General features: G+C 62.6%; 16 protein-coding genes. 11 read left to right on the top strand and 5 right to left on the bottom strand.

What is annotated here, in order from left to right; all coding sequences use genetic code 11:
- Positions 1-188 precede the first annotated feature (188 nt).
- A complete protein-coding gene (locus IB277_RS02655; RefSeq protein WP_164475067.1) occupies positions 189-359 on the top strand; it encodes a hypothetical protein in 171 nt (56 codons plus the stop codon).
- A gap of 182 nt (positions 360-541) precedes the next feature.
- On the opposite strand, the gene IB277_RS02660 is transcribed toward IB277_RS02655, so the two are convergent.
- The 3 genes from IB277_RS02660 to IB277_RS02670 all read right to left on the bottom strand — a co-directional run bounded on the left by IB277_RS02660 (position 542) and on the right by IB277_RS02670 (position 4,040).
- Entirely contained in the window at positions 542-1,087 is a 546-nt protein-coding gene (locus IB277_RS02660) for a membrane protein (protein WP_034789350.1), read from the bottom strand.
- Positions 1,080-1,667 carry a DUF1214 domain-containing protein gene (locus tag IB277_RS02665; RefSeq protein ID WP_034789353.1) on the bottom strand — a complete coding sequence of 196 codons (588 nt, stop codon included), beginning with the start codon at positions 1,665-1,667 and terminating at the stop codon, positions 1,080-1,082. Before IB277_RS02665 ends, IB277_RS02660 begins: the two co-directional genes overlap by 8 nt.
- A gap of 156 nt (positions 1,668-1,823) precedes the next feature.
- Positions 1,824-4,040, bottom strand: a complete 2,217-nt coding sequence (locus IB277_RS02670; protein WP_090294666.1) for a transglycosylase domain-containing protein — start codon at positions 4,038-4,040, stop codon at positions 1,824-1,826.
- 152 nt (positions 4,041-4,192) lie between these two features.
- Here IB277_RS02670 and IB277_RS02675 point away from each other — a divergent pair, with 152 nt between their 5' ends.
- The gene (locus IB277_RS02675) at positions 4,193-4,660 is read left to right on the top strand and encodes a YcgN family cysteine cluster protein (RefSeq protein ID WP_034789489.1); all 468 of its coding nucleotides are present in this window, start codon (positions 4,193-4,195) and stop codon (positions 4,658-4,660) included.
- Positions 4,661-4,716: 56 nt separating this feature from the next.
- Here IB277_RS02675 and IB277_RS02680 read toward each other — a convergent pair whose 3' ends face one another.
- The gene (locus tag IB277_RS02680; protein WP_034789357.1) at positions 4,717-5,055 is read right to left on the bottom strand and encodes an MmcQ/YjbR family DNA-binding protein; all 339 of its coding nucleotides are present in this window, start codon (positions 5,053-5,055) and stop codon (positions 4,717-4,719) included.
- Positions 5,056-5,369: 314 nt separating this feature from the next.
- Positions 5,370-5,510, bottom strand: coding sequence for a hypothetical protein (locus IB277_RS02685; RefSeq protein WP_164475066.1), 141 nt, complete (start codon positions 5,508-5,510; stop codon positions 5,370-5,372).
- 808 nt (positions 5,511-6,318) lie between these two features.
- Here IB277_RS02685 and IB277_RS02690 point away from each other — a divergent pair.
- From IB277_RS02690 to IB277_RS02730, 9 genes are all read left to right on the top strand, one after another.
- The gene (locus IB277_RS02690) at positions 6,319-6,573 is read left to right on the top strand and encodes a hypothetical protein (RefSeq protein WP_034789359.1); all 255 of its coding nucleotides are present in this window, start codon (positions 6,319-6,321) and stop codon (positions 6,571-6,573) included.
- A gap of 140 nt (positions 6,574-6,713) precedes the next feature.
- Positions 6,714-7,385 (top strand): two-component system response regulator FeuP, encoded by a 672-nt coding sequence (gene feuP, locus IB277_RS02695; RefSeq protein WP_034789361.1) that lies wholly within the window; start codon positions 6,714-6,716, stop codon positions 7,383-7,385.
- On the top strand, positions 7,375-8,760 hold the full coding sequence (locus IB277_RS02700; RefSeq protein ID WP_034789363.1) for a HAMP domain-containing sensor histidine kinase: 1,386 nt from the start codon (positions 7,375-7,377) through the stop codon (positions 8,758-8,760). Before feuP ends, IB277_RS02700 begins: the two co-directional genes overlap by 11 nt.
- A 237-nt stretch (positions 8,761-8,997) precedes the next feature.
- The gene (locus tag IB277_RS02705; protein WP_034789364.1) at positions 8,998-9,438 is read left to right on the top strand and encodes a membrane protein; all 441 of its coding nucleotides are present in this window, start codon (positions 8,998-9,000) and stop codon (positions 9,436-9,438) included.
- A 130-nt stretch (positions 9,439-9,568) separates the two neighbouring features.
- Positions 9,569-10,711: a c-type cytochrome biogenesis protein CcmI gene (ccmI, locus tag IB277_RS02710; protein ID WP_034789365.1), complete on the top strand. Its 1,143-nt coding sequence runs from the start codon at positions 9,569-9,571 to the stop codon at positions 10,709-10,711.
- The gene (ccmE, locus tag IB277_RS02715) at positions 10,708-11,160 is read left to right on the top strand and encodes a cytochrome c maturation protein CcmE (RefSeq protein WP_034789366.1); all 453 of its coding nucleotides are present in this window, start codon (positions 10,708-10,710) and stop codon (positions 11,158-11,160) included. Before ccmI ends, ccmE begins: the two co-directional genes overlap by 4 nt.
- Entirely contained in the window at positions 11,157-13,145 is a 1,989-nt protein-coding gene (locus IB277_RS02720) for a heme lyase CcmF/NrfE family subunit (protein ID WP_034789367.1), read from the top strand. The genes ccmE and IB277_RS02720 overlap by 4 nt, the downstream gene beginning before the upstream one ends.
- A complete protein-coding gene (locus IB277_RS02725) occupies positions 13,142-13,597 on the top strand; it encodes a cytochrome c-type biogenesis protein (RefSeq protein ID WP_034789377.1) in 456 nt (151 codons plus the stop codon). The genes IB277_RS02720 and IB277_RS02725 overlap by 4 nt, the downstream gene beginning before the upstream one ends.
- A 327-nt stretch (positions 13,598-13,924) precedes the next feature.
- Positions 13,925-15,484 carry a Do family serine endopeptidase gene (locus IB277_RS02730; protein WP_090294665.1) on the top strand — a complete coding sequence of 520 codons (1,560 nt, stop codon included), beginning with the start codon at positions 13,925-13,927 and terminating at the stop codon, positions 15,482-15,484.
- Positions 15,485-15,611 lie beyond the last annotated feature (127 nt).

Here is a 15,611-nt window from a genome sequence, read left to right on the forward strand (position 1 = left end):
ATCGAAGCGGACCCGGTATCATCGGGTCGCGTCGTGAACCAGAACAGCAACATCCGGGCGACCGGAAGAAGGAGCAAACGAGAAAGGCGCGCCTGTCCAGGAAAGATCTGGGAAAATGCGCTGGCCCGAGAAGGGCAGGGTGAAATCTGTACGGTAGTTCATCCGTCTCAAGATTTGTGGAGACGAGCATGGCAGACGTTATCAGAATTCAGGACCGCAAGGTTCGTATACCGCCGCACCGGCCTCCGGCCATTTCGGGTGGAGCGAAAGTGCTGCTGTTCACCGGCATCCGCTACGAGCGCCTCGATCGCGACCCGCAGCCGACAGCGCCGGACGGACGCCGCATCAAGAAGCAGTGAGCCGCGGCACTCCTGCGTATTAGGCCACACAAACGGTCGCGTTCAAGACACTGTCCTTGCCCGGTTCTGCGGGCTCATCCCCCATGCACTGCTGCGCCCGACGGGGCATCGAATCATCGCCGCGCATCTCGGCGTGGATTTTCTTAGCTTGCCGCTGTTGCTCGACGACCATAGCGGATGGTCTAGCGACGGAACGGTTCGCAGGTCGATTCCGCAAGGAAGTTCCGGACCTGCTCTTCAAAGCTGTCGACCGGCGCCATCGCTCTCAGCACGGCAAAGCCATCCTGTTCCTTCATCTCGACCATGATCGATTGTGCAAGCGCCTGTGGCGGAGATTTTCGCAACTCGACCAACTGGATTGGCGTTGCGACGACAAGGTCCAGTTTGCCGTTGACCGCCGTGTGGTCGTTCATGCTGAAGACCTCGTTCGAATTGCCGTCGAAGACGGCGAGCGACCAGAACGGCACGTTGCCGCTTGCGAGGAAACGCGCCGGTCCATCCGAGATCGAGAAGCTGCAGACCGCGGTTCTCAGATAAGGATCGTCATTGGCAAGGCCAGTCGGCCCTGGTGTGCTGGTCAGCGCAAAGAAGCTGTCCATCTCCAAAAGCCCGAGGATGCGGGTATAGGCATCGCGGCCGGTGAACTGCGGCAGCGCCAGCACGATGATGATGTGCAGCAGGGCGGCGCCGACCAGACCGAGAATTGTGGCGAAGAGCACGCTACGCATCGCCGCAACCCGTCTTGGTGATAACCGGCATGGCGAGATCGATCAGGCCGGACGAGCCGGCCGTCGGCGTATCGAGCAGCGTCAGCACCAGCCGGAACGTGCCCGAGTGGCGCACGGCCAGCCAGTTGTCGGGCTTCGCATTCGGCGACACATGGATGCTGAAGTTGCTGTTTTCGCCGCGCAGAACGCTCCAGGAATTGAGCGCCGAGGGGAGGTCGGAACCGGGCCTCAGTGGCAGGCCTTCGGCATTTGCGGCGTAAAGCGTCCAGAACCGGGCCTGCGGCGTCAGCCCCGCAACATCATAGGAGCAGGCCGCCTGAAGCTTCTCGCCCTTGCTATCGACCTGGGCACTGAACATCAGCCCTTCGGCGCCGCCATAGAGCAACTCGCCGGCGCGCGCCCGATGTGCCTTGGCATAGGGGTCGGCATTGGCCGTCTGCGCCTCGGGAAAGGCGACCCAGGGGCCGATCGCGATCGAGCCGAAGCCGACGGTCGCTTTCAACGCCCATACCGCCGAGGCGATGCCGCCGCCGAAGGCGATGGCAAGGGTAAGCGCGACGAGGAAGGGGATTCGAAACAAGGGCGACTCTACCGGATATGGTCCTGCGGCGTAGCACCGCCGCGTTGACACCCTATGTCGCCGAAATCCGCGCCCGGCGCAACGGCGACCGCGTCGCCGGTCCCGAACCCGACACCGCAATCGCGAAGCGGAAGAAGAGTGGACATGCCCGAAACGTCAGTTGCTGGCGGCATCGGGCTTCGCCTGTGCGGACCGTGGTTCATCATCCGCGCCGAGAGAGGCAAGCTTGCCGCCGGCCTTCTCGGGCGCCTTCAGTGCGGGGGCCTTTTCGAAGGTCTCGCCGATGCTGCGCAGCAGCCGGGTGACATCGGTCGAAAGCGAGCGTGGCCGCACCAGCGGCGGCAATGCGTTTTCGTCCGGCTTCGCGGTTGCCACCTGCGGCGGCTGCTTCGCCGGCGCCGTCGGCGCGGTGATCCCCGGGATCGTCCGGTGTTCGATGCCCTGTTCGGCGTAGTCCATCAGCCGCTTGAAGGTCATCGCCGGCAACGAGCCGCCGGTCATGTTGTTGGTCGAGGTGTAGTCGTCGTTGCCGAACCAGACCGCGGTCGTATAGTCGCCGGTGAAGCCCACGAACCAGGCGTCGCGATAGGCCTGTGTTGTGCCGGTTTTGCCGCCGACGACGATGCCGTTGTCGAGCGCGGCCTTGCGCGCCGTACCGATGACCGGGATCTGCGTCAGCATGGAGTTCATCGACGTATTGGCGGTTTCGGAGAGGATGCGCCGGGCCGGCGGCTCGTCACGTCCGAAATCGTAGAGAATGTCGCCGTCATAGTTGAGGACCTGGCTGATCCCGTGCCGGCGTGACTGCATGCCACCGGCTGGGAAGACCGCGTACGCCGTCGCCTGGTCGAGCACGGTTACTTCCGAGGTGCCGAGCGGCATGGTCTTGTCCGTGCGGATCGGCGTCTCGATGCCCATGTCCTTGGCCGTCTGGGCGATCAGGTCAGTGCCGAGCTTGTCCTTGGCGAGGCGCACGGGAATGGTGTTGATCGACTTGGCGATGGCCGTCAGGATGGTGATGCGGCCGGCATAGCTGCGGCCATAATTCTGCGGCGACCATCCGCGCCAGGTGATCGGCGCGTCGACGACAACCGTTTCCGGCGTCATGCCCTTTTCCATCGCTGCCGCGTAGGTATAGACCTTGAAGGAAGAGCCCGGCTGACGCAGGGCCCGTGTCGCACGGTTGAACTGGCTCTCGCCATAGTCGCGGCCGCCGACCATGGCCCGCACGGCGCCGCCGTTTTCGACCATCACCAGCGCACCCTGCTTCACGCGGAAGCTCTCGCCATATTGGCGCAGGCTCGATTCCACCGAATCTTCAGCGGCATTCTGCAGGCCCATGTCGATCGTGGTGCGCACGATCAGCGAATGCTGTGCGAAGGGGCGGGCGATGCGCTGGACTTCGTCGAAAGCCCAGTCGAGGAAGAAGTCGGGCGCCTTCACCTGGGCGCGGTCGATGACCGTCGCCGGGTTGAGGCGTGCGGCGATCACCTGGCCTTCGGTCATCAGGCCGCCCTGGACGAGGTTGGTCAGAACCTCGTTGGCGCGTCCGCGTGCGGCCGGCAGGTTGACGTGCGGGGCGTAGCGGGCTGGCGCCTTGAAGAGGCCGGCAAGCATCGCGGACTCGGCAAGGCTCACGTCGGTGATCGACTTGCCGAAATAGAACTGCGCCGCGGCTGCCGCACCGAAGGTGCCGCCGCCCATATAGGCGCGGTCGAGATAGAGCCGGAGGATTTCCTTCTTCGACAGGTTGCATTCGAGCCAGACGGCGAGGAAAGCTTCCTTGATCTTGCGCTCGATCGTCCGCTCGTTCGACAGAAAGAGGTTCTTGGCGAGCTGCTGCGTCAGTGTCGAACCGCCCTGGACGACTCCACCGGCGCGTGCATTTTCGGTCATGGCGCGGGCAAGGCCGAGGAAGTCGATGCCCCAATGGTCGAAGAAGCGCCGGTCTTCGGTCGCCAGCACCGCCTTGATCAGATGATCGGGCAGCTCGTCGATCGGTACGGAATCTTCGTGGATGATGCCACGATGGCCGATCTCGTTGCCGTAACGATCGAGGAAGGTGACGGCGAAATCGCTCTGGGCACGCCAGTTGCCCTTGGTTTCCTCGAAGGCCGGAAGGGCGAGCGCCAGCATCAGCACCGAACCGACAGTGCCCCAGTTCATGCCTTCGCCGAGCACCTCGAAGACGGCTTTTTTCCAGCCCGTCACGCGGAAGCGGCGGAAGAAGATGGTGGTGTCTTCCCACCATTGCCCCAGCTTGAAACCGGCATTCCAGACTGAGGAATCGATCCAGGAGTCGATCCTGAGAAAGATGTGCCGTTTCTTCGGCCGATTATCGTCTTTCCTCGGTTCCCGCACGGTCTCAACCACCTGAAGGCTCTACGGCATCATGCCGGCGCCATGTAATATTTGCACGGCGTCAAATTCCAATCTACTTGCATATCGCGCCGCCGGCCTTAAAAAACCGGCAATTTTCTGCGAAATTTCTGTATCGCGAGCGATTTGACGAAAGTGTGATGACGATGGGCGAAATGCCTTTCTGGAAGGCGAAAAGCCTTGAAGACATGACCGATACCGAGTGGGAAAGCCTCTGTGACGGCTGCGGCCTCTGTTGTCTCAACAAGCTCGAGGATTGGGACACCGGCGAGATCGCCTGGACCTCGATCCGCTGCACGCTTCTCGACGGCGAAAGCTGTCGCTGCAAGGACTATCCCAACCGCCAGGCGACCGTGCCCGACTGCATCCAGCTGACGCCGAAGGCCGTGCGCGAGATCACCTGGCTGCCGCCGACCTGCGGCTACCGGCTGGTGGCTGAAGGGCGCGATCTCTACTGGTGGCATCCGTTGATTTCGGCCGATCCGGAAACGGTTCACGCCGCGGGCATTTCCGTCCGCGGCCGCACCGTTGCGGAAGACGGCATCGACGTCGACGACTATGAGGATTATCTCGTCACCTGGCCGCTGGAAGTGGGGCAGGAAAACGTGGAGTGACAAGGGGTTAGTCGAGGCGGCGGAATCGTTTTGGCAGTGTGTCGGCCGCGACGCCTCTAATGGCTGCCGCCGTTCTTCTTGACGAGGCTCTTCGGCGCAACGTTGCGCCACGCCGTCTCCATCGACTGCCGCACGAGATCCTCGTCGGCCTGGACGAAATAGAGCGAGGTCCAGCCACGGTCGCCCCAGCCGCCGGGCACCGCGGCGCAGACGCCGGGTTCCATCTCCAGAAGCATGCGCTGCTGATCCGGTGTGAACTTGAAAACGGCGCGCCCGGCTTCCGGCAGGCTCATGAAAATACGCTTCCCAACGCGGAAATCTCGCGTTCCGAAATGCGCATTCTCCTCCGTTCCAGGCAGGCTTAGCGCGAGTCTTTCGATCTCTTCCGTCAGCATGAAGAAAGATTAACATGCTTTTGCCGAATGGCAAAAAGGCTGAAAATCACTACAAAAATTGCAAGGAGTGTCCTTGAAGCGCGGGCTCGAGAAGGGCGCTGGCGGAGCCTGATCGGGCTGCGTTTATGGCCTTTGCGGTCAGTGGTCGATCACCCACGGCATAGGGCCGGAAACGCCGCGACCGGCGGTGGTAGGCTCACCGCCGGTTCGCTACGGAATGTCGAAAAACGCCTTAAACAGGCGCTGTCCGACGACAATCTATGGATATGGAGGTGAAGGGCCGGTGACGCCTAGGCGCGCCACTCAGGCGGGCCTCATTCGGCCGGTGCGACCGGCTTCGGCGTTGCCTCGCTCGCGGCGCGCATCTCACGCCATTCGCTCTCGAAACGGTCGAGCAACGATTGCGGTACTTTGGACTGCTGAGATGCGGGCTGGTTGTTTGCGAGCGTCTGCATGCGATCCTCCCGGGTTCTGTGACGGTTTCATGATGTAAGGTGTGGCGGACAATTTCACATCGCAAAGGCTTTGTAAATCAGTGGCTTAAATCATTTAAACGATTGAAAAATCTTTAAATCGATTAATTTTTCGTTTATACACAGCACGCATCGCGCCCGGACGTCAACAGGTTTAAGTTGCAGGTATTTTTGAAGTAATTTACGCGCATAGATTGCGGCAAAGGGCCAACCGTTTCGCGGCTCTCTATTAAGAGAGAAACGGTGCTGCGGCGTGATCGGTGCCGTCATGACGGATTGCGTCGACTGGTTCGAAGGACACGATGGCTGAGCCTTGTTCGGGAGCGGCGCCGACGGACCTGAATCAGTTTCTGAGATGTTTGATTCACGCTGCGAGCGACAGCCGCCAAAGGATTCAAAAGAATCGAGAAAATGCGTGCGCAGCCATGCCGCGCTTGATCGGGAACGGGTTCTTTCGCGTTAGCGCATGCCGGCGAAGAGATGCTAGCGAAACATGCTTAACGAAAGCTGACCGTTGGCTGGCGTCGTCTGGTGGCCTTGGGTTCCGGGCCGTGTTCCTCGCGTGATTGCGTCGCTAAAACTGTCGCAGGAAGCGGCTATGGCTTGGCAAGGGAATGAGCAATGCGGGTTTCCACCAGGGAAGAATCGCCGCAATCTAAGGTCGGATTTCGGGGAAGGTAATGCGTTTCCCGGTAGTGCCTGCCGGTCCAAATGGCCGACATTCATTTGCCATTCAGCCTCGTTCGGTTATTGCTTCTGCCATGATGCTTCCCAAGTCGAAAGTGCGTTCATGTCTTCACCAGTGATCATAGCCGCGCTTGCTGCAGGCCTCGCCGGCTTCAGCCCGCCTGCGATCAGCGTGCCGTCGGATATTGTCGTTCGTGTGTCCGGCGATTGCAGCGCGGCTGCAGCGCAGGTCGTTGCCGACACTGGTGGCGAGTTGCTGTCGGCACAGCCGACGTCCGATGGCCAGTGCGTGATCACCGTGCTTGTTCCTGGCAATGGCGGTAGGCCGAAGAAGGTCACCGTCAAGGTGCCGATGTAGGCTATCCCTGCAGCGCCGCGTGCCGTATCAGGCGTACGAAGGTCGCTGTAGCACTTTGAATGGCTGCGTGTTCTTATCCTTAAATCAGCCAGATTTGGCGAAGCATGCAGCAGGATGGCCGCGAGAGGAAGTAAAGACGGATGCGCATTCTGATTGTCGAGGACGACGCCAACCTGAACCGGCAGCTCGCCGAGGTGCTGAAGGAGGCCGGCTACGTCGTTGACCAGGCCTATGATGGCGAGGAGGGGCACTATCTCGGCGACGCCGAGCCCTATGATGCCGTGATCCTCGATATCGGCTTGCCGGAAATGGACGGCATCACCGTGCTTGAGAAATGGCGCGGCGACGGCAAGACCATGCCGGTTCTGATCCTGACTGCGCGTGATCGCTGGAGCGACAAGGTGGCTGGCATCGATGCCGGCGCCGACGACTATGTTGCCAAGCCCTTCCACGTCGAAGAAGTTCTTGCCCGCATCCGCGCCCTGATCCGGCGCGCCGCCGGCCATGCGAGCTCGGAGATCGTCTGCGGCCCAGTGCGCCTCGACACCAAGGGTTCCAAGGCAACGGTCGATGGCGTCGCATTGAAGCTGACGTCGCACGAGTTCCGGCTGCTCTCCTATCTCATGCACCACATGGGCCAGGTCGTTTCGCGCACAGAATTGGTCGAGCATATGTACGATCAGGATTTCGATCGCGATTCCAATACGATCGAAGTGTTCATCGGCCGGCTGCGCAAGAAGATCGGCAACGATCTGATCGAAACGGTGCGCGGTCTCGGATACCGAATGCAAGCGCCGGGCAATGGCAATTAGATCGCTCACCGCACGCGTTCTGGTGGTTTCCACCGTCTGGGCGGTGGTGGCTCTCGTCGTGATCGGCGTGGTGATTTCCGAGCTTTATCGCCAGGGCTCCGAGCGCGGTTTCAAAGACCTGCTGCGCGCCCAGCTCTTCAACGTCGTCAACTCGATCTCCGTCAACGAGAGGACGGTGCTGTCGGGCAGTCCGCAGCTTGGCGACCTCCGGTTTTCGCAGCCGCAGACCGGCTGGTACTGGATCGTCGATCCGATCGGTGAGTTCGATACGCCGCCCCTGATCTCGACCTCGCTCGGCAACGGCAAGCTACCGATCGCCAGCGTCGACGAGGTGCCGTTCGATACCGGCTATGTCCGCTTCTACACCACCAAGGATCCCTTCGGGAACGAGGTCGAGGTCTCCGAGACCGAGGTCGTTCTCGACATCCAGGGCCATACGGCGCGCTTTCGCGTGGCGGGCAACCGCGACGTGCTCGAAGCCGATATCAACCGCTTCACCCGCAACCTGACGATCGCGCTCTCCATCTTCGGTCTGGGAGGGCTCGGGGTCAACGCGCTCACCATTCTCTTCGGCCTGAGGCCGCTCGATGAGGTCCGGCGCTCGATGGAGAAGATCCGCGCCGGCGAAAGCGAACGGTTGGACGGCGCTTTCCCGCGTGAGATCCAGCCGCTCGCCAACGAGGTCAATGCCCTGATCGACAGCAACCGCCGCATCGTCGAGCGCGCCCGCATGCAGGTCGGCAATCTTGCCCATTCGCTGAAGACACCGATCGCGGTCCTGCTCAACGAGGCCCGGGTGCTCGAGGCATCGCATGGCGAGTTGGTGCGCACTCAGGTCGATGCAATGCAGACCCAGGTTCAATCCTATCTGAGCCGCGCCCGGATTGCGGCGCAGCGCGAGTCCGTGCTGGCGCGGACCGAAGCACAGCCGGCGCTCGAACGCCTCGTGCGCGTCATGCGCAAGCTCAATCCGGAAAAGCAGGTCCATCTGTCGATCAACCCGCCGGGACTGGTTCTTGCCATGGAGCTGCAGGACGTCGAGGAGACCGTTGGCAACCTGCTCGAAAATGCCGCCCGCCACGCCCGTGGCGAGGTGTGGCTGAATGTCAGGCCGGCACCGAGCGAGGTTCATGCCAAGGAGCCCGGCCGGCAGTGGATCGTTCTCGACATCGACGACGACGGGCCGGGGCTCAATCCCGACCAGATCGCAGTGGCGATGAAGCGCGGCAAGCGGCTCGACGAAAGCAAGCCCGGAACCGGGCTCGGTCTTTCGATCGTCAGCGAGATCGTCCGGGAGTATCAGGGCACCATCACCCTGTCGCGACGGGACGAGGGAGGGTTGCGTGCGGAACTGGTTTTGCCGGCGGCCGTTTAGAGGGTGATGAGGAAATGCGCGGGTCCGGCGTCGCTCGCTTGCGAATCCATCGTGATTTAGGGGTCACACCCGTGCTTGAAAATGTCACACCCGCAGGGCTCGCCGTTGCCTCGGCACGCGGGGAATGCCAAAAGAAAATCAAGGACTAGTCGTCATCGTGCTCGAATGGAACGAGCTTAAGAATGCGGCTTCGGATAGGATGATTGAGTGTCGCGGATCATGAGGAACCAGGCAGAAATGACACGGGCTATTGTCGTCGGCGGCAGGATCGTTGTGATCGCCTCGGCCGTCGCGCTTGCCGGATGCGGCACGACGGGCAGCAAGGGCGCGGCCGCCGGCCTCGGCTCGACGGCAACGCGTGGTGCGACCTCGACCAATTACATCGCGGCACTCCAGGGTGGGGTGATCGCGCGTCTCACCGATCTCGACATCGGGACATCCGACCGTCAGCGTGCTCTGGAAGCGGAGTACCGCGCACTTGAAGCGGCCCCCGGTGGGCAGCCGGTGACCTGGGACGGGCGCGGCGTCAACGGTTCGGTCGTTGCAGCCGCTCCCTATCAGGTCGGGTCGCAGAACTGCCGCCAGTATAGCCACACGGTTACCGTCAAGGGACAGCCGAAGACGGCGCGGGGTGCTGCCTGCCGCAACCCGGACGGCAGCTGGACACCGCTGACCTAAGGCGTAGCCGGTCGCGCTCTCCCGGATGTGCTCAGGCGGATCGAGCCGCCGTTGCGGCGAAACGCCTCAAATCTCCGTCATAAGGGGTTTTCGAGTTGGAATGGCATGGGGGCCATAGTATTGAGCTTCCATGTTGTTCTGGATCCTCGTCGCCACTCTGACGGCGGCTGTTGCTGTCGTGCTCATCCTTCCGCTGCTGCGGGCGGGGGAAGCCCCGTCGTCTCCCCACAGCCATGATGTCGAGGTCTATCGCGACCAGCTCGAAGAGTTGAAGCGGGACCAGGATAGCGGCCTGATCGGCGGCGACGACGCCGAGCTTGCGCGCGCCGAAGTTGCGCGCCGGCTGCTGGCCGCTGGCGAGAGCGACAGTGAGGCGATTGCGGCTGCCGCGCCGCGCCGCGGTGTCAGCCGTCTGGCCCAGGCCTTCGTGCTTCTCTGTCTTCCGGCCGTCGGCCTCTGTCTTTACTTGCTGACGGGCAGCCCGGGCATGCCGGCGCAGCCGCTGGCCGCCCGCCTGGCCGATCCCAATGGCGACATCAACATCCTGATTGCCAAGGCTGAGAATCATCTGGCGGTAAACCCGAATGATGGCGCCGGCTGGGACCTGCTTGCGCCGATCTACATGCGCAACGGCCGTGTCGAAGATGCGGTCGATGCCTATGACCGGGCGATCCGCCTGCTTGGCCCGACGCCGGCACGTCTCGGCGGCTATGCCGAGGCGATGGTCGTGCAGTCCGACGGCGTCGTGACGAGCAAGGCGCAGGACGCGCTGAAGCAGGCGCTGACGCTCGATCCCAATGACCCGCGCTCGGAATTCTATCTTGCCCTCGGCCTCAAGCAGGAAGGCAAGAAAGCGGAAGCGCTGACTGCCTTCAACCGACTAGTCGCGACATCACCCGCCGACGCGCCCTGGCTGCCGCTCGTCAAGCAGCACGTGGCAGAACTGGGGGGCGCCGGCGCCACCAGCGCTGCAGCGCCCGGCAATCCAAGTGCCGATGACGTGGCCGCCGCCGAAAGCATGAGCGCCGGCGATCGCCAGGAAATGATCCGGGGCATGGTCGGCAGCCTCGAAAGCCGGCTGAAGGAAAATCCGGATAATCTCGAAGGCTGGGCGCGTCTGATCCGCTCCCATGTTGTCCTTGATCAACGAGACAAGGCACTGGCCGCGCTAAGGGAGGGCCTGAAAACCTTCCCGGCCGATGGTGACGGCGGCAAGCAGCTGCTGGCGCTGGCGCGTGAGCTCGGGATTGCCACCGACGGAGTAACGCAATGACGCGCAAACAAAAAAGACTGGCGATCATCGGCGGCGGTGTCGGCTTCCTGGTGCTTGCAGCCTTCCTCGTAATGTTCGCCTTCAGCCAGGCGATCGCCTATTTCTATGTGCCGAGCGACCTCGAAAAGGCCAACGTACCGCCGGGAACCCGCATCCGCCTCGGCGGTGTCGTCGAAACCGGCTCCGTCAAGCGCGGCGACGGCAAGACGGTGACCTTCACCGTCACCGATACGCTGAGCGGCGTGCCGGTCACCTATACCGGCATCCTGCCTGACCTGTTCCGCGAAGGGCAGGGCGTGGTGACGGAGGGAACCTTCGTTGCCGGAAGCTCGGTCTTCGTGGCCGATTCCGTTCTTGCCAAGCATGACGAGACCTATATGCCCAAGGATGTCGCCGACCGTTTGAAGGCGCAGGGCGTCGAGCTCAGCGGGAAGGAAACCATCAAGTGATCATCGAGCTCGGACACTACGCTCTGGTTCTGGCGTTGGCGACGGCGGTCATTCAGGCCGCCTTACCGATCCTTGGCGCACGATTGAACGATCGCGGCCTGATGGAACTCGCATCCAGCGCCGCCGTCGCCTGCTTTCTGCTCGTCGCTTTCGCTTTTGCCGTCCTCACCTTCGCCTATGTGACCTCGGATTTCTCGGTCCGCAACGTCTGGGAAAACTCCCACTCGCTGAAGCCGCTGATCTACAAGATCTCGGGCGTCTGGGGGAACCATGAAGGCTCGATGCTGCTGTGGCTGTTGATCCTGACGTTCTTTTCGGCGCTGGTTGCCGCCTTTGGGCGCAACCTGCCGGAGACGTTGAAGGCAAACGTACTCGCCGTGCAGGCTTGGATCGCGATGGCCTTCGCGCTCTTCATCCTGCTGACGTCCAATCCGTTCGCTCGGCTGATGCCCGCGCCGGGCGAGGGCAAGGACCTGAACCCGATCCTGCAGGACGTCGGCCTCGCCATTCATCCGCCGTTGCTCTACCTCGGCTATGTCGGTTTTTCGGTCTGCTTCTCCTTTGCCATCGCGGCCTTGATCGAGGGCCGCATCGACGCCGCCTGGGCTCGCTGGGTCCGTCCCTGGACGCTTGCCGCCTGGACCTTCCTCACCGCCGGGATCTCCATGGGTTCGTACTGGGCCTATTACGAGCTCGGCTGGGGTGGTTGGTGGTTCTGGGACCCGGTCGAAAACGCCTCCTTCATGCCGTGGCTCGCGGGGACGGCGCTTTTGCACTCGGCGCTGGTCATGGAAAAGCGCGAGGCGCTGAAGATCTGGACCGTGCTGCTTGCGATCATGACCTTCTCGCTGTCGCTGCTCGGCACCTTCCTCGTGCGTTCGGGTGTCCTGACTTCGGTCCACGCCTTCGCCACCGACCCGACGCGCGGCATCTTCATCCTCGCCATTCTCGTCTTCTTCATCGGCGGTGCGTTCACGCTCTTCGCCCTGCGCGCCTCGCACCTGAAAGCCGGCGGCATCTTCGCGCCGATCTCGCGTGAGGGTGCGCTGGTCTTCAACAACCTCATCCTGACGACGGCGACCGCGACGGTCCTGACCGGCACGCTCTATCCGCTGGTGCTCGAAGCGCTGACCGGCGACAAGATCTCCGTCGGGCCGCCCTTCTTCAACATGACCTTCGGCCTGTTGATGCTGCCGCTGCTCTTTGCGGTGCCTTTCGGCCCGCTGCTTGCCTGGAAGCGCGGCGACCTTGCTGGCGTTTCGCAGCGGCTCTTCGCAGCGGTTGCCATCGGCCTGCTCTTCGGCGTCACCTATTATTACTTCATGAATGGCGGCCCGGTTCTGGCGCTCTTCGGCATTGCCCTTGGCGTCTACGTGATTGTCGGTTCGTTGACGGACCTGGCGCTGCGCTCCGGCCTCGGCAAGGTCGCAGGCAACGTCGTCTGGCGACGCTTCTCCGGCCTGCCGCGTTCGGCTTTCGGCACGGCGCTTGCGCATATCGGCCTCGGCGTCACCCTGATCGGCATCGTCGCCGTCACGGCCTTCGAGACCGAAACCGTGGTCGAGATGAAGCCCGGCATGACGGTGGATGCCGGTGGCTACACCCTGCGCTTCGACGGCATGCGCAATGGCAGCGGCCCGAACTATTCCGAGGAGTCCGGCCACTTCACCATCAGCCGCGGTGGCGCTGCGATTGACGACGTCTGGTCTTCGAAGCGTCTCTACCAGGCGCGCCGCATGCCGACGACCGAGGCGGGCATTCGCACCTTCGGCTTGAGCCAACTCTACGTCTCGCTCGGCGATCAGATCAGCGAAGGCGGCATCGTCGTGCGCATCTGGTGGAAGCCGATGATCCTGTGCATCTGGGGCGGTACCCTGTTCATGATGGCGGGTGGTTTCGTCTCCTTGAGCGACCGCCGCCTGCGCGTCGGCGCGCCGGCCAAGGCCAAGCGACCGAAGGCGGTGCCTGTGGGGGCTGCGGAATGAACCGTCTGCTCCTGGCACTCCTGCTGTTGCTCGCGCCTGTCGGCTCGGCCTTTGCCGTCAACCCGGATGAAGTGCTTGCCGATCCCGCGCTCGAAGCGCGGGCGCGGGCGATCTCGGCGGAGCTGCGCTGCATGGTCTGCCAGAACCAGTCGATCGACGATTCCAACGCCGAGCTTGCCAAGGACCTGCGCGTGCTTGTACGCGAGCGGCTGGCGAACGGCGACAGCGACAAGGCCGTCATCGATTACGTCGTGTCCCGCTATGGCGAATTCGTACTGCTGAAGCCGCGCTTCGAGACGAAGACCCTGATCCTCTGGGGCATGCCGGCGACCCTGCTTCTCGTCGGGGCGATTACCCTCGTCATCGCCTCTCGCCGTCGCGGCGCCCAGCCAAAGGGGACGCCGCTTTCCGAGGACGAGAAGGAAAAGCTGAAGAAGCTGCTTCAGCCTTAATGCAGCGCTCGCCGAACGCGCATTCGTTGGATCGGCTTCAGCACTAATCTCTTGATATCGCTTGAGATCCCTGCCGGTGGCGGGCAATTCCGTTCGCGCCAACGCGCAGTCCCCGGCAGGCCTTTGGCCGAGCCCGGGCCAGCTCTTCACAACATTACCAAAAATTCATTTTCCGGACAGAACTCAGTAAGGTCCCATCCGTTACATCTTTCGTCATCGGCTGTTCCTCCAGTCAGCCAAAACGAATTCCGCCTTCCCTGAGGCGGCTTCGCAACCAGGTTTCGGTGCCGTCTCCGATGGCATCTAGGAAGAGAAAAGGCAAAACGGATGTTTACGACCAAATCCCTGCGTCCCTCCCTCAAGACCGTTCTGAAGACCTCGACCATCGCCGGCCTTGCCGCCGTCATGCTGACCTCGGGTCTGCCGGCAAGCATCTCGCAATCCTTTGCCGATCCGGTGAAGGTGGAAGCGCCGTCGGTGCCGAGCTTTGCCAATGTCGTTGATGCCGTTTCGCCGGCCGTCGTTTCGGTGCGCGTCCAGTCGCGCGTCAACCCGGTGGCCGAAGATGGCGGCGACTTCAGCTTCGATTTCAACGGTCGCGGTTTCGACGATCTGCCCGACGATCACCCCCTGAAGCGCTTCTTCAAGGAATTCGGTCCGCGCGGCGATGACCGTGCCGACCGCGGCCCCAACCGCCGTGGCCCGCATGGCGAAGGCCGCCTGCGTCCGACCGCTCAGGGCTCCGGCTTCTTCATCTCCGAAGACGGCTACCTCGTCACCAACAACCACGTCGTTTCCGACGGTTCGGCCTTCACGGTCATCCTCAACGACGGCACCGAACTCGATGCCAAGCTGGTCGGCAAGGATAGCCGCACGGATCTCGCCGTGCTCAAGGTCGATGACAAGCGCAAGTTCACCTATGTCGGCTGGGCCGATGACAGCAAGGTCCGCGTCGGTGACTGGGTCGTTGCCGTCGGCAACCCGTTCGGTCTCGGCGGCACGGTGACCTCCGGCATCGTTTCGGCGCGTGGCCGCGATATCGGCTCCGGCCCCTATGACGATTACCTGCAGGTTGATGCGGCGGTGAACCGCGGCAACTCGGGCGGTCCGACCTTCAACCTCTCCGGTGAAGTCGTCGGCATCAATACCGCGATCTTCTCGCCGAGGGGCGGCGGCAACGTCGGTATCGCCTTTGCCATCCCGTCGACCGTTGCCAAGGATGTCGTCGCCGACCTGATCAAGGACGGCTCGGTTTCCCGCGGCTGGCTCGGCGTGCAGATCCAGCCCGTTACCAAGGACATCGCCGAATCGCTCGGCCTTTCGGAAGCAAGCGGTGCGCTCGTCGTCGAACCGCAGACCGGCTCGCCGGGTGAAAAGGCCGGCATCAAGAAGGGTGACGTCGTAACCGCGCTGAACGGCGACACGGTCAAGGATCCGCGTGACCTTGCCCGCAAGGTTGCGGCAATCCGCCCGGGCACCACGGTTGATCTGGCCCTGTGGCGCGACGGCAAGGCGGAGACCGTCAAGCTCGAAATCGGCACGCTGCCCAAGGACGACAAGGACGCTGCCAAGAGCCAGGACGACCAGTCCGAAGAAGCCCAGCCGTCGAGCGAGCAGGCACTGGCCGACCTTGGCGTCTCTGTCGTGCCGTCTGATGATGGCAAGGGCGTCACCATCGCCTCGGTCGACGAAGAGTCTGATGCCAGCGATCGCGGCCTGAAGCAGGGCGAAAAGATCGTCTCGGTGAACAATCAGGAGGTGAAGTCCGCCGACGACATCCTGAAGGTCATCAACACTGCCAAGAAGGACGGCCGTAGCAAGGCGCTCTTCCAGATCGAGGCCGACAACGGCAGCCGCTTCGTGGCCCTTCCGATCGACAAGGGCTGATCGCGGCAGTCAAATGATTGACCGGAGCGCCGCGATTTCCAAGTGATGTCGCGGCGCTCGCCGTTTGGAGCGGGATGTGAAAAGGTGTGTGCGGTTCTCCGCCCGCATCCCGCTTTTCCCTCACGAG

Origin of the sequence: Ensifer sp. ENS07 (assembly GCF_014852185.1) — a bacterium.
In the GTDB taxonomy this organism is placed as follows: domain Bacteria; phylum Pseudomonadota; class Alphaproteobacteria; order Rhizobiales; family Rhizobiaceae; genus Ensifer; species Ensifer adhaerens.

Excerpts from the sequence above, each read along its gene's own strand:
- IB277_RS02675 (WP_034789489.1), top strand. The coding sequence starts at position 4,193 with ATGGGCGAAATGCCTTTCTGGAAGGCGAAAAGCCTTGAAGACATGACC.
- IB277_RS02690 (WP_034789359.1), top strand. The coding sequence starts at position 6,319 with ATGTCTTCACCAGTGATCATAGCCGCGCTTGCTGCAGGCCTCGCCGGC.
- ccmI (WP_034789365.1), top strand. The coding sequence starts at position 9,569 with ATGTTGTTCTGGATCCTCGTCGCCACTCTGACGGCGGCTGTTGCTGTC.
- IB277_RS02725 (WP_034789377.1), top strand. The coding sequence starts at position 13,142 with ATGAACCGTCTGCTCCTGGCACTCCTGCTGTTGCTCGCGCCTGTCGGC.
- IB277_RS02685 (WP_164475066.1), bottom strand. The coding sequence starts at position 5,510 with ATGCAGACGCTCGCAAACAACCAGCCCGCATCTCAGCAGTCCAAAGTA.
- IB277_RS02660 (WP_034789350.1), bottom strand. The coding sequence starts at position 1,087 with ATGCGTAGCGTGCTCTTCGCCACAATTCTCGGTCTGGTCGGCGCCGCC.
- ccmE (WP_034789366.1), top strand. The coding sequence starts at position 10,708 with ATGACGCGCAAACAAAAAAGACTGGCGATCATCGGCGGCGGTGTCGGC.
- IB277_RS02705 (WP_034789364.1), top strand. The coding sequence starts at position 8,998 with ATGACACGGGCTATTGTCGTCGGCGGCAGGATCGTTGTGATCGCCTCG.
- feuP (WP_034789361.1), top strand. The coding sequence starts at position 6,714 with ATGCGCATTCTGATTGTCGAGGACGACGCCAACCTGAACCGGCAGCTC.
- IB277_RS02700 (WP_034789363.1), top strand. The coding sequence starts at position 7,375 with ATGGCAATTAGATCGCTCACCGCACGCGTTCTGGTGGTTTCCACCGTC.
- IB277_RS02730 (WP_090294665.1), top strand. The coding sequence starts at position 13,925 with ATGTTTACGACCAAATCCCTGCGTCCCTCCCTCAAGACCGTTCTGAAG.
- IB277_RS02655 (WP_164475067.1), top strand. The coding sequence starts at position 189 with ATGGCAGACGTTATCAGAATTCAGGACCGCAAGGTTCGTATACCGCCG.
- IB277_RS02680 (WP_034789357.1), bottom strand. The coding sequence starts at position 5,055 with ATGCTGACGGAAGAGATCGAAAGACTCGCGCTAAGCCTGCCTGGAACG.